Origin of the sequence: Mycobacterium sp. IS-1264, assembly GCF_001954195.1 — a bacterium.
In the GTDB taxonomy this organism is placed as follows: domain Bacteria; phylum Actinomycetota; class Actinomycetes; order Mycobacteriales; family Mycobacteriaceae; genus Mycobacterium.
On the sequence record NZ_MBES01000069.1, the window covers coordinates 21,885 to 42,490 of the forward strand.

General features: G+C 68.0%; 12 protein-coding genes. 10 read left to right on the forward strand and 2 right to left on the reverse strand.

What is annotated here, in order from left to right; translation table 11 throughout:
- Nucleotides 1–9 precede the first annotated feature (9 nt).
- Nucleotides 10–1,680 carry an LGFP repeat-containing protein gene (locus A5744_RS17350; RefSeq protein WP_205866321.1) on the reverse strand — a complete coding sequence of 557 codons (1,671 nt, stop codon included), beginning with the start codon at nt 1,678–1,680 and terminating at the stop codon, nt 10–12.
- 177 nt (nt 1,681–1,857) lie between these two features.
- Nucleotides 1,858–2,934: a PirG gene (locus tag A5744_RS24440; RefSeq protein ID WP_205866322.1), complete on the reverse strand. Its 1,077-nt coding sequence runs from the start codon at nt 2,932–2,934 to the stop codon at nt 1,858–1,860.
- A gap of 219 nt (nt 2,935–3,153) precedes the next feature.
- Between A5744_RS24440 and glf the strand changes: the two genes are divergently transcribed.
- The 10 genes from glf (at nt 3,154) to pks13 (ending at nt 20,602) form a co-directional block, all read left to right on the forward strand.
- Nucleotides 3,154–4,344, forward strand: coding sequence for a UDP-galactopyranose mutase (gene glf, locus A5744_RS17360; protein ID WP_076063096.1), 1,191 nt, complete (start codon nt 3,154–3,156; stop codon nt 4,342–4,344).
- A complete protein-coding gene (locus A5744_RS17365; RefSeq protein ID WP_076063098.1) occupies nt 4,344–6,230 on the forward strand; it encodes a glycosyltransferase in 1,887 nt (628 codons plus the stop codon). The genes glf and A5744_RS17365 overlap by 1 nt, the downstream gene beginning before the upstream one ends.
- Entirely contained in the window at nt 6,223–6,768 is a 546-nt protein-coding gene (locus A5744_RS17370; protein ID WP_076063100.1) for a phosphatase PAP2 family protein, read from the forward strand. The genes A5744_RS17365 and A5744_RS17370 overlap by 8 nt, the downstream gene beginning before the upstream one ends.
- Nucleotides 6,765–7,673, forward strand: coding sequence for a decaprenyl-phosphate phosphoribosyltransferase (locus A5744_RS17375; protein WP_076063101.1), 909 nt, complete (start codon nt 6,765–6,767; stop codon nt 7,671–7,673). Before A5744_RS17370 ends, A5744_RS17375 begins: the two co-directional genes overlap by 4 nt.
- Nucleotides 7,660–9,630, forward strand: coding sequence for a terminal beta-(1->2)-arabinofuranosyltransferase (aftB, locus tag A5744_RS17380; protein WP_276206969.1), 1,971 nt, complete (start codon nt 7,660–7,662; stop codon nt 9,628–9,630). Before A5744_RS17375 ends, aftB begins: the two co-directional genes overlap by 14 nt.
- Before the next feature lie 325 nt (nt 9,631–9,955).
- On the forward strand, nt 9,956–11,002 hold the full coding sequence (gene ag85A, locus A5744_RS17385; RefSeq protein ID WP_076063105.1) for a diacylglycerol acyltransferase/mycolyltransferase Ag85A: 1,047 nt from the start codon (nt 9,956–9,958) through the stop codon (nt 11,000–11,002).
- A 124-nt stretch (nt 11,003–11,126) separates the two neighbouring features.
- Nucleotides 11,127–12,035, forward strand: a complete 909-nt coding sequence (locus A5744_RS17390; protein WP_076063106.1) for an alpha/beta hydrolase family protein — start codon at nt 11,127–11,129, stop codon at nt 12,033–12,035.
- A gap of 109 nt (nt 12,036–12,144) precedes the next feature.
- Nucleotides 12,145–13,152: a cutinase family protein gene (locus A5744_RS17395; protein WP_076063108.1), complete on the forward strand. Its 1,008-nt coding sequence runs from the start codon at nt 12,145–12,147 to the stop codon at nt 13,150–13,152.
- 237 nt (nt 13,153–13,389) lie between these two features.
- A complete protein-coding gene (gene fadD32 / locus A5744_RS17400) occupies nt 13,390–15,288 on the forward strand; it encodes a long-chain-fatty-acid--AMP ligase FadD32 (protein ID WP_076063110.1) in 1,899 nt (632 codons plus the stop codon).
- Nucleotides 15,289–15,298: 10 nt separating this feature from the next.
- On the forward strand, nt 15,299–20,602 hold the full coding sequence (pks13, locus tag A5744_RS17405) for a polyketide synthase Pks13 (RefSeq protein WP_076063112.1): 5,304 nt from the start codon (nt 15,299–15,301) through the stop codon (nt 20,600–20,602).
- The last annotated feature ends 4 nt before the right edge of the window (nt 20,603–20,606 follow it).

Here is a 20,606-nt window from a genome sequence, read left to right on the forward strand (position 1 = left end):
AAACCTGGCCTAGGCGGACGCCGGGTGCGCCGGCAGCGAGAAGTGTTCCGGCGGCACCGTCGGGCCGCTCGGCGGCTCGGTCGACAGCGGCGTGGTGATGCCGTCCGCGACCTCGGTGATGTCTCCGGTGAGGCGGTCGAAGTTCAAGGTGCCATGCTGGAAGTTCTGTGTAACCCGCAGGGGCTCTTGGATTTCCGCGCTCGTCGGCAATCCCAGCGGGCCGCGCTCGAAGCTCAGCGAGGCCCACGCCTCGTAGATCGCGCCGGTGACCGGCTGCGCACCCGTCTCGGGTGACCAGTACATTGCGCCCCTGGCGAAGGTGGCGTAGCGGGCGTCACCCTCGGCGCTGTCTTCCGGCGACGTCGGCGCGCCGAGAACGCTGTTCATGCCGCCGATGGCCTGCCAGTGCTCGTAGATGGCGCCACCCTGCAGCGCCTTGATCAACTCCTCGGGCGGATCGTTGAAATGCGATGCGATGTCCCGGATTTCGTCCATCAGCGCGTAGGCGGCGTTGCCCGGGCAGTCGGTGTTGCCGACGTCGCGGTGGGTGAAGATGGTGGGCAGCGTCGCGACGGCCCCGGCCGGATAGGTGGTGTAGTGGCTGCCCGCCGACTCGAGCGCCACGGTGCCTTTGGGGTCGACGTCGTCCAGACCCAGCCGCCAGCCCAGGAGCCGCCCCACGGTCCGCAGCTGCACCGGCGTCGGCGGTACGTCGTCGAAGTTGCCGATCATGGCCACACCCCAGGTGTTGCGGTTGAATCCGCCGGTGTGGAAGGCCTCGACGGCCTTGGTCAGTCCGCCGGCGCTGCCCTCGAACACCTGGCCGTATTTGTCCACCAACGCGTTGTAGGCAATGTCGCACCACCCCAGCGTCTTGCTGTGGTAGGTGTAGATGGCCTTGACGATCCCGGCCGATTCCAGCGGCGAGTAGTCGTTGCTGCCCGCGGTGTGGTGGATGACAGCGGCGCGAATCCCGTTGTCGTACTGGGGACTACCGCACCGCAGCGATTCGTCTGCGCCCCAGTCGGCCCGGCTGATGATGGGGGGTGCCTGCCCCGGCATCACGACCCCGGACGGCGGCGTCCACTGCGTGTGGGCCGGCGCCTGCGGCGGAGAGATGAGGATCGCGGAGATGTTCTGGCCGAACGGCTGTTCCCTGGACGCCGGCTTGTATCCGAGGTCGTTTGACGCCGGCGGGTCGTTCGGCGGCGGCGGCCGGGTCACCGCCGCATCGAGGGGGCGGGTGACCGCGATCTGCACCGTGGTGGTGGTGCCGACGAACACCGGATCCGTGCTGCGGGGGCCTTCGGTCGGGCCGGCCGGCGGCGGCGACCCGGCGGATCCCGCGGCACCGCCGTCGTCGGGCGCGGCGGTCTCGTACTCGGTCTGATACCAAGGCCCCCACGACCCGTCGGGTCGCTTTGCCCGCACCCGCGTCGAGGTGCCGGCCAGGTCGCCGGTCAGCGCGACCAACGAGAAGGGCTGGTCCTGGCTGACTTCGCGGACCGTGACACCGGCCCCGAGCCCGATCAGTGGCTGCTCGCTCAGCTGGGTATCGTGGGGCGGGGGCGTGGCGTGGACGCCGCGATCGTGGGTCGCGTCCGCCACCGCCGAGACGATGACGACCGTCGCCGCGATGGCGGTGAGCAGCATCGTTGGCGCGCGACTACGAGACGACACCAGCTGATGTTACGTGTGTGTCTATTGTTATTTGTGAGGCGACACGAGTGTATGCGTGTGAAACCTCACGAAAACCTGTTCGACGGCACCGCAGAGGTGTTGTCGCCGGGCGGGTGGCTAGCTCCCGAATCCGTGCGTGACTCTGCGGTGCCGTCAGGTGACAGGTCCCCCGAAGCTCTAGACCGGAGGCAACGCCGGCGCGGCGGCCGGCAAGGCACCGGCGGCCGCCGGCAGGGCACCGGCCGCGGCACCCGGCAGGGCACCCGCGGCACCCGGCAGGGCGCTCGCCGCTCCCGGCAGGGCACCCGCCGCACCCGGCAGGGCACTGGCCGCACCCGGCAGGGCGCCGGCGGCGGCCGCTGGCGCGCCCGCGCCACCGTGGACACCCTGCATGATCGCGGGCATCACCAGGCCCTTGAGCAGGTCGATGGCCTGGCCGGCGCCCAGCTGGTTGGCGGCCTGCATCACGTCGTTGACGAGCCCGCCACCGCCGCTGCTGCTGCCGCCGCTGGTGCCGGCACCACCGAGGCCGCCCGTCCCGATCGGCGAGGCGCCGCCCAGTGTCGACGGGTCACCAAGGATCGGGTAGGTGCCGTCGGCGCCCGGGTCCAATCCGGCCGGCGCGGCGCCGATCGGCACCTCGCTGGGTGTGGTCCCGGTGCCGCCCAGGCCCGGCGCGACTCCAGTCGGGCTGGTCAGACCGGGGTTAGACAGCGCGGGGTTCATCCCCGCGCCCGGCGTGGTCGGCAGCGCGCCCGGCCCGGTCAGCCCGGGTGTCCCAGGCGTCCCCGGCGTCGTGCCCGGGTTGGCCAGCCCCGGCGTGCCAAAACCCGGCGCGCCCAGGCCCGGCGTGGTCGGGCTCGGGGTACCCAGGCCCGGGGTACCAACGCCCGGGCTGGTCAGCGCAGGACTGGTCAGCCCAGGACTGGTCAGGCCGGGACTGGTCAGGCCCGGAGTTCCCAGCCCAGGGCTGGTGAGGCCCGGGCTGGTCAGGCCGGTGGTGGTGCCGCTGTTACCGCTCAACGCGGGCACCGGCGGCAGGTTGATCCCGAACTGCGACAGGCCCTGCGACAGCGCGCCCATCAGCTCGCTGGGCAGGTCGCTCATGACCGCCGCTTGCTTGAATTCGCGGTGTTCGGGTTTGCTGCCCGCCGTCGATTCGTAAACCAGGAAGTATGCGCAAGGACTCGCGACTGCCAGGGCGGCGACCGCGCTCATGGCTGTCGAGAGCTTGCGTCGGCGTCGGTTCGGCACGGAAGTCTCCTCAATCTGGACTATGTATTTCCTCGGCGTGTGCTGCCTGTCCTATCCGGCATGAACCACACAGAGTCGATGGTACGAGTGAGATTGCTGTGACTAGAGTGGTGATATTGAATCGTGAGGCAATTGCGACCTCGGCCGTAACCTCCCGCCGCGATTTCAGGGCGTCGCCGAATCGGGATACGCGGCGGGGTCAGATACCCTAGGCAACCGATGACAGCTCGCTTTGACCTCTTCGTCGTCGGCTCTGGATTCTTCGGCCTGACCGTTGCCGAGCGCGTGGCTACCCAACTCGGCAAGCGCGTGCTGGTCGTAGAACGGCGTCCGCACATCGGCGGCAACGCGTATTCCGAGGCCGAGCCCCAGACGGGTATCGAGGTCCACAAGTACGGTGCGCACCTGTTCCACACCTCTAATAAGAGGGTCTGGGACTACGTGCGCCAGTTCACCGACTTCACCGACTACCGGCATCGCGTGTTCGCGATGCACAACGGGCAGGCATACCAGTTCCCGATGGGGCTGGGCCTGGTGTCGCAGTTCTTCGGCAAGTACTTCACGCCCGCCGAGGCGCGGCAGCTCATCGCCGAACAAGCCGCCGAGATCGACACCGCGGACGCGCAGAACCTGGAGGAGAAGGCGATCTCGCTGATCGGCCGGCCCCTCTACGAGGCGTTCGTCAAGGGATACACGGCCAAGCAGTGGCAGACCGACCCCAAGGAGTTGCCCGCGGCCAACATCACCCGGCTGCCGGTCCGCTACACCTTCGACAACCGCTACTTCAGCGACACCTACGAGGGGCTGCCGGTCGACGGCTACACCGCCTGGTTGCAGAACATGGCCGCCGACGACCGCATCGAGGTCAGGCTGGACACCGACTGGTTCGACGTCCGGGATCAACTGCGCCGGGAATCCCCGTCGGCCCCGGTCGTCTACACCGGCCCGCTGGACCGCTACTTCGACTACTCCGAAGGCCGGCTGGGTTGGCGCACACTGGACTTCGAAGTGGAAGTGTTACCCACGGGCGATTTCCAGGGGACGTCGGTGATGAACTACAACGATCTCGACGTGCCGTACACCCGCATCCACGAGTTCCGGCACTTCCACCCCGAGCGGGACTACCCGTCCGACAAGACCGTGATCATGCGGGAGTACTCCCGGTTCGCCGAGGACGACGACGAGCCCTACTATCCGATCAATACCGAGTCCGACCGCGCCTTGCTGGCCGCCTATCGGGAGCGGGCGAAATCCGAAACCGCGTCGTCGAAGGTGTTGTTCGGCGGCCGGCTGGGCACCTATCAGTATCTGGATATGCACATGGCCATTGCCAGCGCACTGAACATGTACGACAACGTCCTCGCGCCGCACCTGCGAGATGGCAAAGCTCTAGTGGGGGAGAGCGCCTGATGACCGCCGTGAGCCTGCTGTCCCGAATCATCCTGCCGCGTCCGGGTGAGCCCCTCGACGTGCGGAAGCTCTACCTGGAGGAGTCGAAGACCAACTCGCGGCGCGCGCACGCCACGAGCCGCACCTCGCTGGAGATCGCCAAAGAGTCCGAGGTGTCGTTCGCGACGTATTTCAACGCGTTCCCGGCCAGCTACTGGCGCCGCTGGTCGATCTGCACGTCGGTGGTGCTGCGCGTCGAGCTGGCCGGAACCGGGCGCGTCGACGTGTACCGGACGAAGGCCACCGGCGTGCGAATCTCGGTGGAGGGTCGCCAGTTCGCCGGCACCGCCGAGCAGCCCGCCGTCGTCGAGATCGAGGTGCCGCTCAAGCCGTTCGAGGACGGCGGCTGGATCTGGTTTGACATCACCACCGACACCAACGTCACCCTGCTCAGCGGTGGCTGGTATGCCACCGAGCCCGCGCCGGGCACGGCCAACGTCGCCGTCGGCATCCCGACGTTCAACCGCCCCGCCGACTGCACCAATGCGCTGGCCGCGCTCACCGCGGATCCGTTGGTGGACGAGGTGATTGGCGCGGTGATCGTGCCGGATCAGGGTGTGCGCAAGGTCCGAGATCACCCGGACTTCCCCGCCGCGGCCGCCCGGCTGGGCGATCGGCTGTCGATCCACGACCAGCCCAACCTCGGCGGGTCCGGTGGATACAGCCGGGTGATGTACGAGGCACTGAAAAACACCGACTGCCAACAGATTCTGTTCATGGACGACGACATCCGCATCGAGCCAGACTCGATCCTGCGAGTGTTGGCCATGCACCGATTCGCCAAGAGCCCGATGCTGGTGGGCGGCCAGATGCTCAACCTGCAGGAGCCGTCGCATCTGCACATCATGGGCGAGGTGGTGGACCCGTCGAACTTCATGTGGACCGCGGCGCCGCACACCGAATACGACCACGATTTCGCCGAAAATCCGTTGAACGACAACAACCCTCGCAGCAAGCTGCTGCACCGTCGCATCGACGTGGACTACAACGGCTGGTGGACGTGCATGATCCCGCGGCAGGTCGCCGAGGAGCTGGGCCAGCCGCTGCCGCTGTTCATCAAGTGGGACGACGCCGACTACGGCCTGCGGGCCGCCGAGCACGGATACCCGACGGTGACGCTGCCCGGGGCGGCGATCTGGCACATGGCCTGGAGCGACAAGGACGACGCCATCGACTGGCAGGCCTACTTCCATCTGCGCAACCGGCTCGTCGTCGCGGCGATGCACTGGGACGGCGACGTCACCGGCCTGGTGCGCAGCCACCTGAAGGCAACGCTGAAACACCTTGCCTGCCTTGAATATTCGACGGTCGCAATCCAGAACAAGGCGATCGACGACTTCCTGGCCGGCCCCGAGCACATCTTCTCGATCCTGGAATCGGCGCTGCCCGAGGTGCATCGGATGCGCAAGGAGTTCCCGGATGCCGTCGTCCTGCCGGCGGCCAGCGAGCTGCCGCAGCCGATGCACCAGAGCAAGGCGATGAATCCGCCGGTGAACCCGCTGTCGATCGGTTACCGGTTGGCCCGCGGGATCCTGCACAACGCGACCAAGGCCGACCCGGCGGCCCATCAGCGTCCGGAGTACAACGTGCCAACGCAGGACGCGCGCTGGTTCCGGCTGTGCACGGTCGACGGGGTGACCGTCACGACGGCTGACGGGTGCGGTGTCGTCTATCGACAGCGCAACCGACGCAAGATGTTTTCGTTGCTGTTCAAATCGCTGCGCCGCCAGCGGCTGCTGTTGAGCCGGTTCGACGAGATGCGCCGGGTGTACCGCGGCGCGCTTCCGGTTCTGTCCAGCAAGCAGAAGTGGGAGACGGCGTTGCTGCCAGCAGCGGACAATGGCTGAAATCCCTCTTCCGGGGCCGCCGCGCGGCGAAGTCGCCGCGATGGTCGCCGTCCAGGCGGCGCTGGCCGACCGCCCGGGGGTGCTGACCACGGCGCGCGGGCTGTCGCACTTCGGCGAGCACAGCATCGGCTGGGTGGCCGTGTCGCTGCTCGGTGCGCTGCTGGTGCCGCGGCAGCGCCGAGACTGGCTGGTGGCCGGGGCCGGCGCGTTCGTCGCGCACGCGGCCGCGGTGTTGATCAAGCGCGTGGTGCGGCGGCAGCGACCGAACCATCCGGCCGTCGCGGTGAACGTCGGCACGCCGAGCCGGCTGAGCTTCCCGTCGGCGCACGCCACCTCCACCACCGCCGCCGCGATCCTGATGGCCCGCACGACCGGGCTGCCCCTGCCCGTGTTGCTCGTCCCGCCGATGGCCCTGTCGCGGATACTGCTGGGGGTGCACTATCCCAGCGACGTGGCCTTCGGCATCGCGCTCGGCGCCGGCGTCGCGGAGATCGCACGCAGCAGCGGCGAGAGGTTGCGAAAGAGGGTCGCCAAATGAGTGAAGACGTGGTGGTCGGGCCGCCGGCAAACCTGATCGTCGGCGTGGTCAAGGCGATCCGCCCGCGGCAATGGGTGAAGAACGTGCTGGTGCTGGCCGCTCCGCTGAGCGCGGCCGGCCGCGGCCACCGGTACGAGTACGGCCAGCTGGGCATCCAGGTGGCGGTGGCCTTCGTGGTGTTCAGTCTGGCGGCCTCGTCGATATACCTGATCAACGACGTCCGCGACGTCGAGGCCGACCGCGAACACCCCACCAAGCGGTTCCGTCCGATCGCCGCCGGCGTGGTGCCCGAATGGCTGGCCTACGTCCTGGCCGCGTTCCTGGGTGTGGCCTCCCTGGCTATTGCGTGGTGGCTGACGCCGAACCTCGCGGTGGTGATGGCGGTGTACATCGCCATGCAGCTGGGCTACTGCTTCGGCCTCAAACACCAAGCGGTGATGGACATTTGCATCGTGTCGTCGGCGTATCTGCTGCGGGCCATTGCGGGCGGGGCGGCCACCGACACCCGGCTGTCGCAATGGTTCTTGCTGGTGGCGGCCTTCGCGTCGCTGTTCATGGTGGCCGGCAAGCGGTACGCCGAGCTGCAACTGGCCGAGCGCACCGGCGCGTCGATCCGCAAGGCGCTGGAAAGCTACACCAGCACCTACCTGCGGTTCGTCTGGACGATGTCGGCCACCGCGGTGGTGATGTGCTACGGGCTGTGGGCGTTCGAGCGCGACCACGGGTCCGCGCGCTGGTTCACGGTGTCCATGGTCCCGTTCACCATCGCGATCCTGCGCTACGCGGTCGACGTCGACGGCGGGCTGGCCGGGGAGCCGGAAGACATCGCGCTGCGTGACCGGGTGCTGCAGCTGTTGGCCCTGGCCTGGATCGCGACGGTCGGAGCCGCGGTTGCCTTCGGCTAGCCCCGGTCTGGAGGCCATCAAGCGTGAAGTGATGCGCCGCCGGGCGGCGGTCAGGCGGGTCGGCCGGCCGGTGTTCGCGTACGCCACCATGGTCCGGGTCAGCCTGTGGATCAGCGTGGCGGTGGTCGCGGTGCTGTTCGGCTGGGGCAGCTGGCAGCGGCGTTGGATCGCCGACGACGGGCTGATCGTGCTGCGCACGGTGCGCAACCTGCTGGCCGGCAACGGACCGGTGTTCAATCAGGGCGAGCGCGTCGAGGCGAACACCTCCACCGCCTGGACCTACCTGATGTACGTGGGCAGCTGGGTCGGCGGCCCGATGCGCATGGAATACGTGGCACTCGCGCTGGCCCTCGGGCTGTCCGTGCTGGGCGTGGCGCTGCTCATGCTGGGCACCGGGCGCCTCTACGCCCCCAGCCTGCGGGGCGCGCGGGCGATCATGCTGCCCGCCGGCGCGTTGGTCTACATCGCGCTGCCGCCGGCGCGTGACTTCGCCACCTCCGGTCTCGAAAGTGGTTTGGCGCTGGCCTATTTGGGATTGCTGTGGTGGATGATGGTCCGCTGGGGGCAGCCGCTGCGGACCCGCCCGGACAACCGGTTCTTCCTCGCCGCGCTGGCCTTCGTCGCGGGATTCAGCGTACTGGTGCGGCCCGACTTCGCACTCATGGGCGGCCTCGCCCTGATCATGATGCTGATCGCGGCCCGCACCTGGCAGCGTCGGGTGCTGATCGTGGTGGCGGGCGGATTCCTGCCGGTCGCCTACGAGATCTTCCGGATGGGCTACTACGGCCTGCTGGTGCCCGGCACCGCCCTGGCGAAGGACGCAGCCGGCGACAAGTGGTCGCAGGGCATGACATATCTCTCGAACTTCAACGCGCCCTACGCAATATGGGCGCCCGTCGTGCTGCTGGTGCCGCTGGGCCTGCTGTTGATGGCCGCGCGGCGGCGGCCGTCGTTCCTGCGGCCCGCCCTGGCACCCAACTACGGACGGTTCGCGCGCGCCGTGCAAAGCCCGGCCGCGGTGGTGGTTTTCGTCCTGGTGAGCGGTCTGCTGCAGGCGCTGTATTGGATCCGGCAGGGCGGCGACTTCATGCACGCCCGAGTGTTGCTGGCGCCGCTTTTTTGTTTGCTGGCTCCGGTCGCCGTCATCCCGGTGATCATCCCCGACGGCAAGGTGTACCTACGCGAGAGCGGCCTGTGGCTGGCCGGTGCGGCCGGGGTGCTGTGGCTGGGAATCGCGGGCTGGTCGCTATGGGCAGCAAACTCACCCGGGATGGGTGACGACGCCACTCACGTCACCTATTCGGGCATCGTCGACGAGCGGCGCTTCTATGCGCAGGCCACCGGGCGCGCCCATCCGCTGACCGCCGCGGACTACCTGGACTACCCGCGGATGGCTGCCATTCTGACCGCCCTCAACAACACCCCGGACGGGGCGTTGCTGCTGCCGTCGGGCAACTACACGCAGTGGGACCTGGTGCCGATGGGTCAGCCACCAGCCGGCAAGCCGCCCCAAAAGCCGCAACACACGGTGTTTTTCACCAACCTGGGCATGGTCGGCATGAACGTCGGGCTCGACGTGCGGGTGATCGACCAAATCGGGCTGGCCAACCCCATCGCGCAACACACGGGGCGACTGCAGCACGGCCGGATCGGGCATGACAAGAACCTCTTCCCCGACTGGGTTATCGCCGACGGCCCCTGGGTGAAGGTCTATCCGGGCGTTCCGGGCTACCTGGACGCGAATTGGGTCGCCCAGGCGGCGGCGGCGCTGCAATGCCCCGAAACCCAGGCGGTGCTGAGCTCGGTGCGCGCCCCGATGACGCCACACCGCTTCGTCTCAAACTTCTTGCATTCCTTCAAATTCACCCAGTATCAGATCGACCGCGTGCCGCTCTACGAGCTCGCCAGGTGCGGGCTGCCGGTGCCCGAGCCGGGCCCGCCGCCGCCCCGCGAGTGAGTTCCCGAGCAGATTTTTTCGCCGCGTCTCAAACCGCTCGCGTCGCGCCGGCGCGGCGGATTGACAGCAAAATCACATCTATCGCGCCACCAGCGTGCGGCACCGGGTGGGCACATGCGGAAACGCCCTTCTCGGCCGCCTCGTTCGGCGCGAAAATCAGCGGAAATGACGGCCGGAGGAGCGTTTGCGGGAGCTCCTCGATGCGACCCGATGCCCGATGTTGTGATTGACTACACGGGCACTGCTGCGCCTAATCGCATGCAGTCGGACCCAATCGATCATGCGCGGGGACGAAAGATGCGCCCGAAAGGATGAGGAAGCAAGGATGAAGCTTGTTGACAGAGTTCGCGGTGCCGTAGCGGCTATGCCGCGCCGGCTCGTGGTGGGTGCTGTTGGGGCAGCCCTGCTGTCGGGCCTGATCGGCGTCGTGGGGGGCCCGGCGACCGCCGGGGCGTTCTCTCGGCCGGGCCTGCCGGTGGAGTACCTGCAGGTTCCTTCCGCGGCGATGGGCCGCGACATCAAGGTTCAGTTCCAGAGCGGTGGCGCCAACGCGCCGGCGCTGTACCTGCTGGACGGTATGCGCGCGCAGGACGACTTCAACGGCTGGGACATCAACACTCCCGCCTTCGAGTGGTACAACCAGTCGGGCATTGCCGTGGCCATGCCGGTCGGCGGTCAGTCCAGCTTTTACTCCGACTGGTACAAGCCCGCCTGCGGTAAGGCCGGCTGCACCACCTACAAGTGGGAAACCTTCCTGACCAGCGAGCTGCCGCAGTACCTGGCGGCGCAAAAGCAGGTCAAGCCCACCGGCAGCGCCGCGGTCGGCCTGTCGATGGCCGGATCGTCGGCGTTGATCCTGGCGGCCTACCACCCCGACCAGTTCGTCTACGCCGGTTCGCTCTCGGCGCTGCTGGACCCGTCGCAGAGCATGGGCCCGTCGCTGATCGGCCTGGCGATGGGTGACGCCGGCGGCTACAAGAAAGACGACATGTGGGGCCCGTCCAGTGACCCGGCGTGGCAGCGCAACGACCCGTCGCTGCAGGTCGGCAAGCTCGTCGCCAACAACACCCGCATCTGGCTCTACTGCGGTAACGGCAAGCCGTCGGACCTCGGTGGCGACAACCTGCCCGCGAAGTTCCTGGAGGGCTTCGTGCGGACCAGCAACCTGAAATTCCAGCAGGCGTACAACGCCGCCGGCGGTCACAACGCCGTGTGGAACTTCGACGCCAACGGCACCCACGACTGGCCGTACTGGGGAGCGCAGCTGCAGGCCATGAAGCCTGACCTGCAGCAGGTGCTCGGCGCCACGCCCGGCGCCGGCCCCGCGACCGCTGCCGCCACCAACGCCGGCAGCAGCACCACCGGCACGTAGCAGCCAGCCGAAAGCAACACCACTAAATGGCGGCGATCCCTCGGGGTCGCCGCCATTTAGTGATTTACGCCGCCCATCGGGTGTGGATAGTGTGCTCACAGCGACTAGACGATGGAGGGTGGACATGAGGGGTCTGTCAGCGCTGCTGCGGGTGTTCTGCGTTGCCGCACTATCGGTCGGGTTCGGCGGGGCGGCTCTGGGGCTAGGGGCTCCCGGAACCGTCGGCAAAGCCAAGGCCGCGGGCTACGAAAGCCTGATGGTGCCGTCGGCGGCCATGGGCCGCGACATCCCCGTGGCCTTCCTGGGCGGCGGGCCGCACGCGGTCTACCTCCTCGACGCCTTCAATGCCGCCCCGGACGTCAGCAACTGGGTGACCGCGGGTAACGCGATGAACACCTTGGCCGGCAAGGGGATCTCGGTGGTAGCGCCCGCGGGTGGCGCCTGGAGCATGTACACCAACTGGGAGAACGACGGCAGCAAGCAGTGGGACACGTTCCTGTCCAGCGAACTGCCCAACTGGCTGGCCGCCAACAAGGGCCTGGCCCCCGGCGGCCACGCCGCGGTGGGCGCCTCGCAGGGGGGCTATGCCGCGATGGCGCTGGCCTGCTTCCACCCCGACCGCTTCGGCATGGCGGGTTCGCTGTCCGGCTTCCTCTACCCGTCGAGCACCAACTCCAACGGCGCGATCCTGGCCGGCCTGCAGCAGTACGGCGGCGTGGACGGCAACGGCATGTGGGGCGCCCCGCAGCTGGGCCGGTGGAAGTGGCACGACCCGTACGTGCACTCCACGCTGCTGGCGCAGAACAACACCCGGGTATGGGTTTACAGCCCGACGAACATGGGCGGTGACGACGCCGCGATGGCCGGCCAGGCGGGCGCGGCGATGGGCAGCGCCCGGGAGTTCTACCAGCAGTACCGCAGCAACGGCGGGCACAACGGCCACTTTGACTTGGGCGGCGGTGGCAACGACTGGGGTTCGTGGTCGGGGCAGCTGGGTGCGATGTCGGGAGACATCGTCGGCGCCATTCGCTAGCCAGACGGTGCCGGTGCGCCGAGCCGGTACGGTGGTGGGTGCAGCAGAGGGCGGGACGGCCGCCTATCTCTATATGAGCTGCGACTTCCGACTCTGCTAGCAGGAGAACATGGCCACCACCGCCCGGCGTAGACGCCGAATCCTCGCCTGGGTTGCCGCTCTTTCGATGGCCGCCGTCGTATTGCTGGTGATCGTGGGCGTGGTGATGCTGCTGCGCAGCCCCTCGTCGCCGCCCAGCGCGGTGCCGCCCGGCGTCCTGCCGCCGTCGTCGACGACGAGCCACCCCCACAAACCGCGACCCGCCTCGCAGGACGCCTCGTGTCCCGACGTGCAGTTGGTCAACGTCCCGGGCACGTGGGAGTCCTCGGTGCAGGACGATCCGGGCAATCCGATGCAGTTCCCGAATGCGTTGCTGCACAAAGTGACTGCCCAGCTCGGCCAGCAGTTTCCGGCCGCCCGGGTGCTGTCGTACACCACCCCGTACACGGCGCAGTTCCACAACCCACTGAGCGGGGACACGCAGATGTCCTACAACGACAGCCGCGCCGAGGGCACCCGCGCCACCGTCCAGGCGATGACCGACATGAACAACAAGTGCCCCTTGACCAGTTACGTGCTGATGGGTTTTTCGCAGGGTGCGGTAATCGCGGGGGATATCGCCAGCGACATCGGCAACGGCCGCGGCCCCGTCGACGACGACCTGGTGCTCGGTGTGACATTGATCGCCGACGGCCGTCGCCAGCAGGGGGTGGGCAACGACATCGGGCCCAACCCGCCGGGGGAGGGCGCCGAGGTCACCTTGGCCGAGGTGCCGATGTTGTCCGGCCTCGGGTTGACCATGACCGGGGCACGACCGGGCGGCCTCGGTGCGCTCAACGACAGGACGAACGAGATCTGCGCGCCGGGCGATCTCATCTGCGCAGCCCCGAACGAGGCGTTCAGCGTCGCCAACCTGCCGGCCACGCTGAACACGCTCGCCGGCGGCGCCGGCCAGCCGGTGCACGCGCTGTACGCGACCACCCAGTTCTGGAACTTAGACGGGGTCCCTGCGACGGATTGGACGTTGAACTGGGCCCACGGGCTCCTCGACAACGCGCCGCATCCCAAACACGGCTGATATGGCCGCGCGTGAGGCCGATACGTGACGGAATCGGCGGTACCTTGTGATTTGGTCTGCCGCGTGCCGCCCCTTAACATTAAGAGAAAAGTAAGAGCATTTGGATCGTGACCCGTTTGGGTCGAAGCTGGCACCCAATCGACGCGCGCCTCAGCATGCGCCGTGACAGGGCCGGCTTGCGCGCGGTTATAACGTCGGAGCAGCCGACCAAATTGTGTTGTGACAGGAGAAACCGGAATGGCGTACCACAACCCGTTCATCGTCAACGGAAAGATCAGGTTCCCGGACAACACCAACCTGGTCAAGCACGTTGAGAAGTGGGCGCGGGTGCGTGGCGACAAGCTGGCCTACCGGTTCGTCGACTTCTCCACCGAACGCGACGGTGAATACAAGGACATCTCGTGGGCGGAGTTCAGCGCCCGCAACCGTGCGGTGGCCGCCCGGCTGCAGCAGGTCACCCAGCCCGGTGACCGCATCGCGATCCTGTGCCCGCAGAACCTGGACTATCTCGTCGCGTTGTTCGGCGCGCTGTACGCCGGCAGGATCGCGGTGCCGTTGTTCGACCCCTCCGAGCCGGGGCACGTCGGGCGTTTGCACGCCGTGCTCGATGACTGCACGCCATCGACGATCCTGACCACCACCGAGGCCGCCGAGGGTGTGCGCAAGTTCATCCGCGCCCGCGCGGCCAAGGAGCGCCCCCGCGTCGTCGCCGTCGACGCGGTGCCCAACGAGGTGGCATCCACCTGGGAGGAGCCGGTGGCCGACGAGAACACCATCGCCTACTTGCAGTACACCTCGGGCTCCACCCGCACCCCGACCGGCGTGCAGATCACCCACCTGAACCTGCCCACCAACGTGCTGCAGGTGCTGGAGGGGCTCGAAGGTAAGGAAGTTGACCGCGGCCTGTCCTGGCTGCCGTTCTTCCACGACATGGGCCTGATCACGGCGCTGTTGTCGCCGGTGATCGGTCACAACTTCACCTTCATGACGCCCGCCGCGTTCGTGCGCCGGCCCGGCCGGTGGATCCGGGAGATGGCGCGCAAGCCCGACGACGCACCGGACTGCGAGGTCATCACCGTCGCGCCGAACTTCGCGTTCGAGCATGCCGCGTTGCGCGGTGTGCCCAAGGAAGGCGAACCGCCGCTGGACCTGAGCAACGTCAAAGCGATCCTCAACGGCAGCGAGCCGGTGTCCCCCGCGTCGATGCGCAAGTTCTACGAGGCCTTTGCGCCCTACGGTCTGCGCGAGACGGCGATCAAGCCGTCCTACGGTCTGGCCGAGGCGACGCTGTTCGTTTCCACCACACCGATGGACGAGGCGCCCAGGGTCATCCACGTCGACCGTGCCGAGCTGAACAACCAGCGCTTCGTCGAGGTATCCGCGGATTCGCCGAGCGCGGTGGCGCAGGTTTCCGCGGGCGTCATCGGCGTCGACGAGTGGGCCGTCATCGTCGACCCCGACACGGCCAGCGAGCTGCCCGACGGCCAGATCGGCGAGATCTGGCTGCACGGCAACAACATGGGCAGCGGCTACTGGGGCAAGGAAGCCGAAACCACCGAGATCTTCCGCAACATCCTCAAGTCGCGGATCAGCGAGTCGCACGCCGAGGGCGCCCCCGACGACGGCATGTGGGTGCGCACCGGCGACTACGGCACCTACTACAAGGGGCACCTCTATATAGCGGGCCGCATCAAGGACCTGGTCATCATCGACGGCCGCAACCATTACCCGCAGGACCTCGAGTACTCGGCGCAGGAAGCCAGCAAGGCGCTGCGGACCGGTTACGTGGCGGCCTTCTCGGTGCCGGCGAACCAACTGCCGCAGGAAGTCTTCGACAACCCGCACGCCGGTATCAAGTACGACCCCGACGACAGCTCCGAGCAGCTGGTGATCGTCGCCGAGCGCGCCGCCGGCTCGCACAAGCTGGACTACCAGCCGATCGCCGACGACATCCGCGCGGCCATCGCCGTGCGCCACGGCGTCACGGTCCGCGACTTGCTGCTGGTGCAGTCGGGAACGATCCCGCGTACCTCCAGCGGCAAGATCGGGCACCGCGCCTGCCGCGCCGCCTACCTCGACGGCAGTCTGCGCAGCGGCGTCGGGTCCCCGACCGCCTTCGCCGGCGCCAACGACTGAATCAGGAACCATGGCTGACACAGACGAACCTCAGGAGAACCCGCCCGCCAACAAGACCGACATGACGGTCCCCGAGATGCGCGAGTGGCTGCGCAACTGGGTGGGCCGGGCCGTCGGGAAATCGCCCGACGACATCGACGAGTCGGTGCCGATGGTCGAGCTGGGTTTGGCGTCGCGGGACGCCGTGGCGATGGCCGCCGACATCGAGGACATGACCGGTGTCACGCTGTCCGTCGCGGTGGCCTTCCAGCACCCGACCATCGAATCGCTGGCGACCCGCATCATCGAGGGTGAGCCCGAGGTGGCCGACGAGCTGGACGACGCCGATTGGTCGCGCCCCGGCCCGGCCGAGCGCGTCGACATCGCGGTGGTGGGCCTGTCCACCCGGCTGCCCGGCGACATGAACAGCCCCGACGAAACCTGGCAGGCCCTGCTGGAGGGCCGCGACGCCATCACCGATCTGCCCGAGGGCCGCTGGTCGGAATTTCTCGAAGAACCGCGCATCGCCCAGCGCGTCGGCACCGCCCGCACCCGGGGCGGCTACCTGAAGGACATCAAGGGCTTCGACTCGGAGTTCTTCGCCGTCGCCAAGACCGAGGCCGACAACATCGACCCGCAGCAGCGGATGGCGCTGGAGCTCACCTGGGAGGCGCTCGAGCACGCGCGGATCCCGGCATCGAGCCTGCGCGGCGAGGCCGTCGGCGTGTACGTCGGCTTCTCCAACAACGACTACCAATTCCTGGCGGTCTCCGACCCCACCGTCGCGCACCCGTACGCGATCACCGGCACCGCCAGCTCGATCATCGCCAACCGGGTGTCCTACTTCTACGACTTCCGCGGCCCCTCGGTCGCGCTGGACACCGCGTGCTCGAGCTCGCTGGTGGCGACGCATCAGGCGGTGCAGGCGCTGCGCAACGGTGAGTGCGACGTGGCGGTCGCCGGCGGTGTCAACGCGCTGCTCACCCCGTTGGTGACGCTCGGTTTCGACGAGATCGGTCAGGTGCTTTCTCCCGACGGCCGGATCAAATCGTTCTCGTCGGACGCCGACGGCTACACCCGCTCCGAGGGCGGCGGCATGTTCGTGCTCAAGCGGGTCGACGACGCGCGCCGCGACGGCGACCAGATCCTGGCCGTGATCGCCGGCAGCGCGGTCAACCACGACGGCCGGTCCAACGGCCTGATCGCCCCCAACCAGGACGCGCAGGCCGAGGTGCTGCGCCGCGCCTACAAGGACGCCGGCATCGATCCGCGCACCGTGGACTACATCGAGGCGCACGGTACCGGCACCGTGCTGGGTGACCCGATCGAGGCCGAGGCGCTGGGTCGTGTCGTCGGGCGGGGTCGACCCGCGGACCGCCCGGCATTGCTGGGCGCGGTGAAAACCAATGTGGGACACCTGGAGTCGGCCGCCGGCGCGGCGAGCCTGGCCAAGGTGGTGCTGGCCTTGCAGCACGACAAGCTGCCGCCGTCGATCAACTTCGCCGGGCCGAGCCCCTACATCGACTTCGACGGCATGCGCTTGAAGGTGATCGACTCCCCGGCCGATTGGCCGCGCTACGGGGGTTACGCGCTGGCCGGGGTGTCCAGCTTCGGCTTCGGCGGGGCCAACGCGCACCTGGTGGTGCGGGAGGTGCTGCCCCGCGACGTCATCGAGCGGGAGCCCGAGGTCGCGTCGGGCCCCGAAACCGAAACGGCCGAAGCCCCCACGCTGGAAAGCCACTCGCTGCGGTTCGACGATTTCGGCAACATCATTCCCGACGCGTCGGAGACGCAGGAGGAAGAATACGAGCTTCCCGGGGTCACCGACGAGGCGCTGCGCCTCAAAGAGATCGCACTGGAAGAGCTTGCCGCACAAGAGGAGTCGGAGCCGACCAAGCCGCTGATCCCGCTCGCGGTGTCCGCGTTTCTGACGTCGCGCAAGAGGGCCGCGGCCGCCGAGCTCGCCGACTGGATGGAAAGCCCGGAAGGGCAGGCGTCGTCGCTGGAGTCGATCGGCCGGGCGCTGTCGCGTCGCAACCACGGCCGCTCCCGCGCCGTGGTGCTGGCCCACGACCACGAAGAGGCGATCAAGGGCCTGCGGGCGATCGCCGAGGGCAAACAGAAGCCGAACGTGTTCAGCACCGACGGCCCGGTAACCAGCGGCCCGGTGTGGGCGATGGCCGGTTTCGGTGCGCAGCACCGCAAGATGGGCAAGAGCCTGTACCTGCGCAACGAGGTCTTTGCCGAATGGATCGAGAAGGTCGACGCGCTGATCCAGGACGAGCGGGGTTACTCGGTGCTCGAGCTGATCCTCGACGACTCGCACGAATACGGCATCGAGACTTCCAACGTCGTCATCTTCGCGATCCAGATCGCACTGGGTGAGCTGCTCAAGCACCATGGCGCCAAACCCGCTGCGGTGGTTGGCCAGTCGCTCGGTGAGCCCGCATCGGCCTACTTCTCCGGCGGACTGTCATTGGCCGACGCGACCCGCGTCATCTGCTCACGCTCGCACCTGATGGGCGAGGGCGAGGCGATGCTGTTCGGCGAATACATCCGGCTGATGGCCCTCGTCGAGTACTCCGCCGACGAGTTGAAGACCGTGTTCGGCGATTTCCCCGGCCTGGAGGTGTGCGTCTACGCCGCACCCAGCCAGACCGTGATCGGTGGGCCGCCCGAGCAGATCGACGCGATCGTCGCCCGGGCCGAGGCGGAGGGCCGCTTCGCCCGCAAGCTGCAGACCAAGGGCGCCGGCCACACCTCGCAAATGGACCCGCTGCTCGGCGAGTTCTCCGCGGAGCTGCAGGGCATCGCGCCCATGAGCCCAACCGTCGGGATCTTCTCGACTGTGCACGAGGGCAACTACATCAAGCCCGGCGGCGAGCCGATCCACGACGTCGCCTACTGGGTCAAGGGCATGCGGCACTCCGTCTACTTCACCCACGGCATCCGCAACGCCGTCGACGCCGGCCACACCACGTTCCTGGAGCTCGCACCCAACCCGGTGGCGCTGATGCAGATCGGCCTCACCACCGCTGCCGCGGGTCTTCATGACGCCCAACTGATTCCGACGCTGGCCAAAAAGCAGGACGATGTCGAGTCGATGATCTCGGCCATGGCCCAGCTCTATGTCCACGGCCACGACTTGGACATCCGCACCCTGTTCAGCCGGGCGCAGGGTCCCGAGGATTACGCGAACATCCCGCCGACGAGGTTCAAGCGCAAAGAGCACTGGCTGGACGTGCACTTCTCCGGCGACGGCTCGGTGATCATGCCGGGAACCCATGTCGCGTTGCCGGACGGCCGGCACGTCTGGGAATACGCGCCGCGCAACGGCGATACGGACCTGGCCGCACTGGTGAAATCCGCTGCGACACAAGTGCTTCCGGATGCGCAGTTGGTGGCGTCGGAGCAGCGCGCGGTGCCCGGCGCGGGTGCCCGGCTGGTGACAACGATGACCCGGCACCCGGGCGGGGCCTCGGTCCAGGTGCATGCCCGCATCGACGAATCGTTCACTCTGGTTTACGACGCGCTGGTGTCCCGGGCGGGTTCGGGTGTCGCCGCGTTGCCGACCGCGGTGGGCGCCGGAGCGACGATCGCCGCCGCCCCCAGCACGGTCGCCGCGCCCGAGGCGCCCGCGGCGCCCGTCGAGGAGTCCGACGCCGAAACGCTGTCGGACAGCCTGACCAACCGCTACCTGCCGTCCAACGTGGGTCGGTGGTCACCGGATTCCGGTGAGACCATCGCGGAGCGGCTCGGCCTGATCGTCTCGGCGGCCATGGGCTACGAGCCCGAGGACCTGCCCTGGGAGGTGCCGCTGATCGAGCTCGGCCTGGATTCGCTGATGGCGGTGCGGATCAAGAACCGCGTCGAATACGACTTCGACCTTCCCCCAATCCAATTGACGGCGGTGCGGGACGCCAATCTCTACGCAGTCGAGAAGCTCATCGAGTACGCGATCGAGCACCGCGACGAGGTCGAGCAGCTACACGAGCACCAGAAGACGCTGACGCCCGAGGAGATCGCCAAGGAGCAGGCCCAGCTGCTCAGCGGGGCAACGCCGGCATCGGTCGCCGCGCCGGATCCGGACCCGCAGGCCGAGCCCGAGACCCAGCCGGCACCGCCGTCGTCGGACACGCCGATTCCCCCGCCGCCGACGGATCCGTCGGGGCCCTCGAGCAACGGCGCGCAGCCGAACCTGGCGGCAGCGCTCAGCCAGGAGGCGGTGGCCAAGGCGCTGAACTCCGACGTGCCCCCGCGCGACGCCGCAGAGCGGGTCACGTTCGCCACCTGGGCGATCGTCACGGGCAAGTCGGCGGGCGGCATCTTCAACCCGCTGCCCAAGCTCGACGAAGACACCGCCGCCAAGATGGCGCAGCGGCTTTCGGAGCGCGCCGAGGGTCCGATCACCGCCGAGGACGTGTTGACGTCGGAGACCATCGAGGCGCTGGCCGAGAAGATCCGCGGCTACTTCGAGGCCGGGCAGATCGACGGCTTCGTCCGCACCATCAGGGCGCCGCAGGACGATTCGCAAATACCGGTGTTCGTGTTCCACCCGGCCGGCGGTTCGACCGTGGTCTACGAGCCACTGCTCAACCGCCTGCCCGCGGGTACCCCGATGTACGGGTTCGAGCGGGTCGAAGGTTCCGTGCAGGAAAGGGCCGCCCAGTACGTGCCTAAACTCCTGGAACTCAACGGGGACAAGCCGTTCGTCCTGGTCGGTTGGTCGCTGGGCGGCGCATTGGCGTACGCCTGCGCCATCGGACTCAAGCGGATGGGCGCCAACGTCGCGTTCGTCGGATTGATCGACACGGTGCGCGCCGGCGAGGAGATCCCGCAGACCCGGGAGGAAACCCGCAAGCGCTGGGACCGGTACGCGAAGTTCGCCGAACGCACCTTCAACGTCGAAATTCCGGAGATCCCCTACGAGCAGCTCGAGGAACTCGACGACGAGGGTCAGGTCAAGTTCGTGTTGGACATCGTCCAGCAGAGCGGTGTGCAGATTCCGGGTGGCATCGTCGAGCACCAGCGGACGTCCTATCTGGACAACCGGGCGCTCGAGACCGTCGAGATCGAGCCGTACGACGGCCACGTGACCCTCTACATGGCCGATCGCTACCACGATGACGTCATCGAATTCGAGCCGCGGTACGCGATCCGTCAGCCCGACGGCGGCTGGGGCGAGTACGTGGCGGACCTGGAAGTGGTCCCGATCGGCGGCGAGCACATCCAGGCCATCGACGAACCGATCATCGGCAAGGTCGGTGCCCACCTCACCGACGCGCTGAATAAGGTGGAGGCGCAAGCCGGTCAGACAAGTGAGGTAGGCAAGTAGTGAC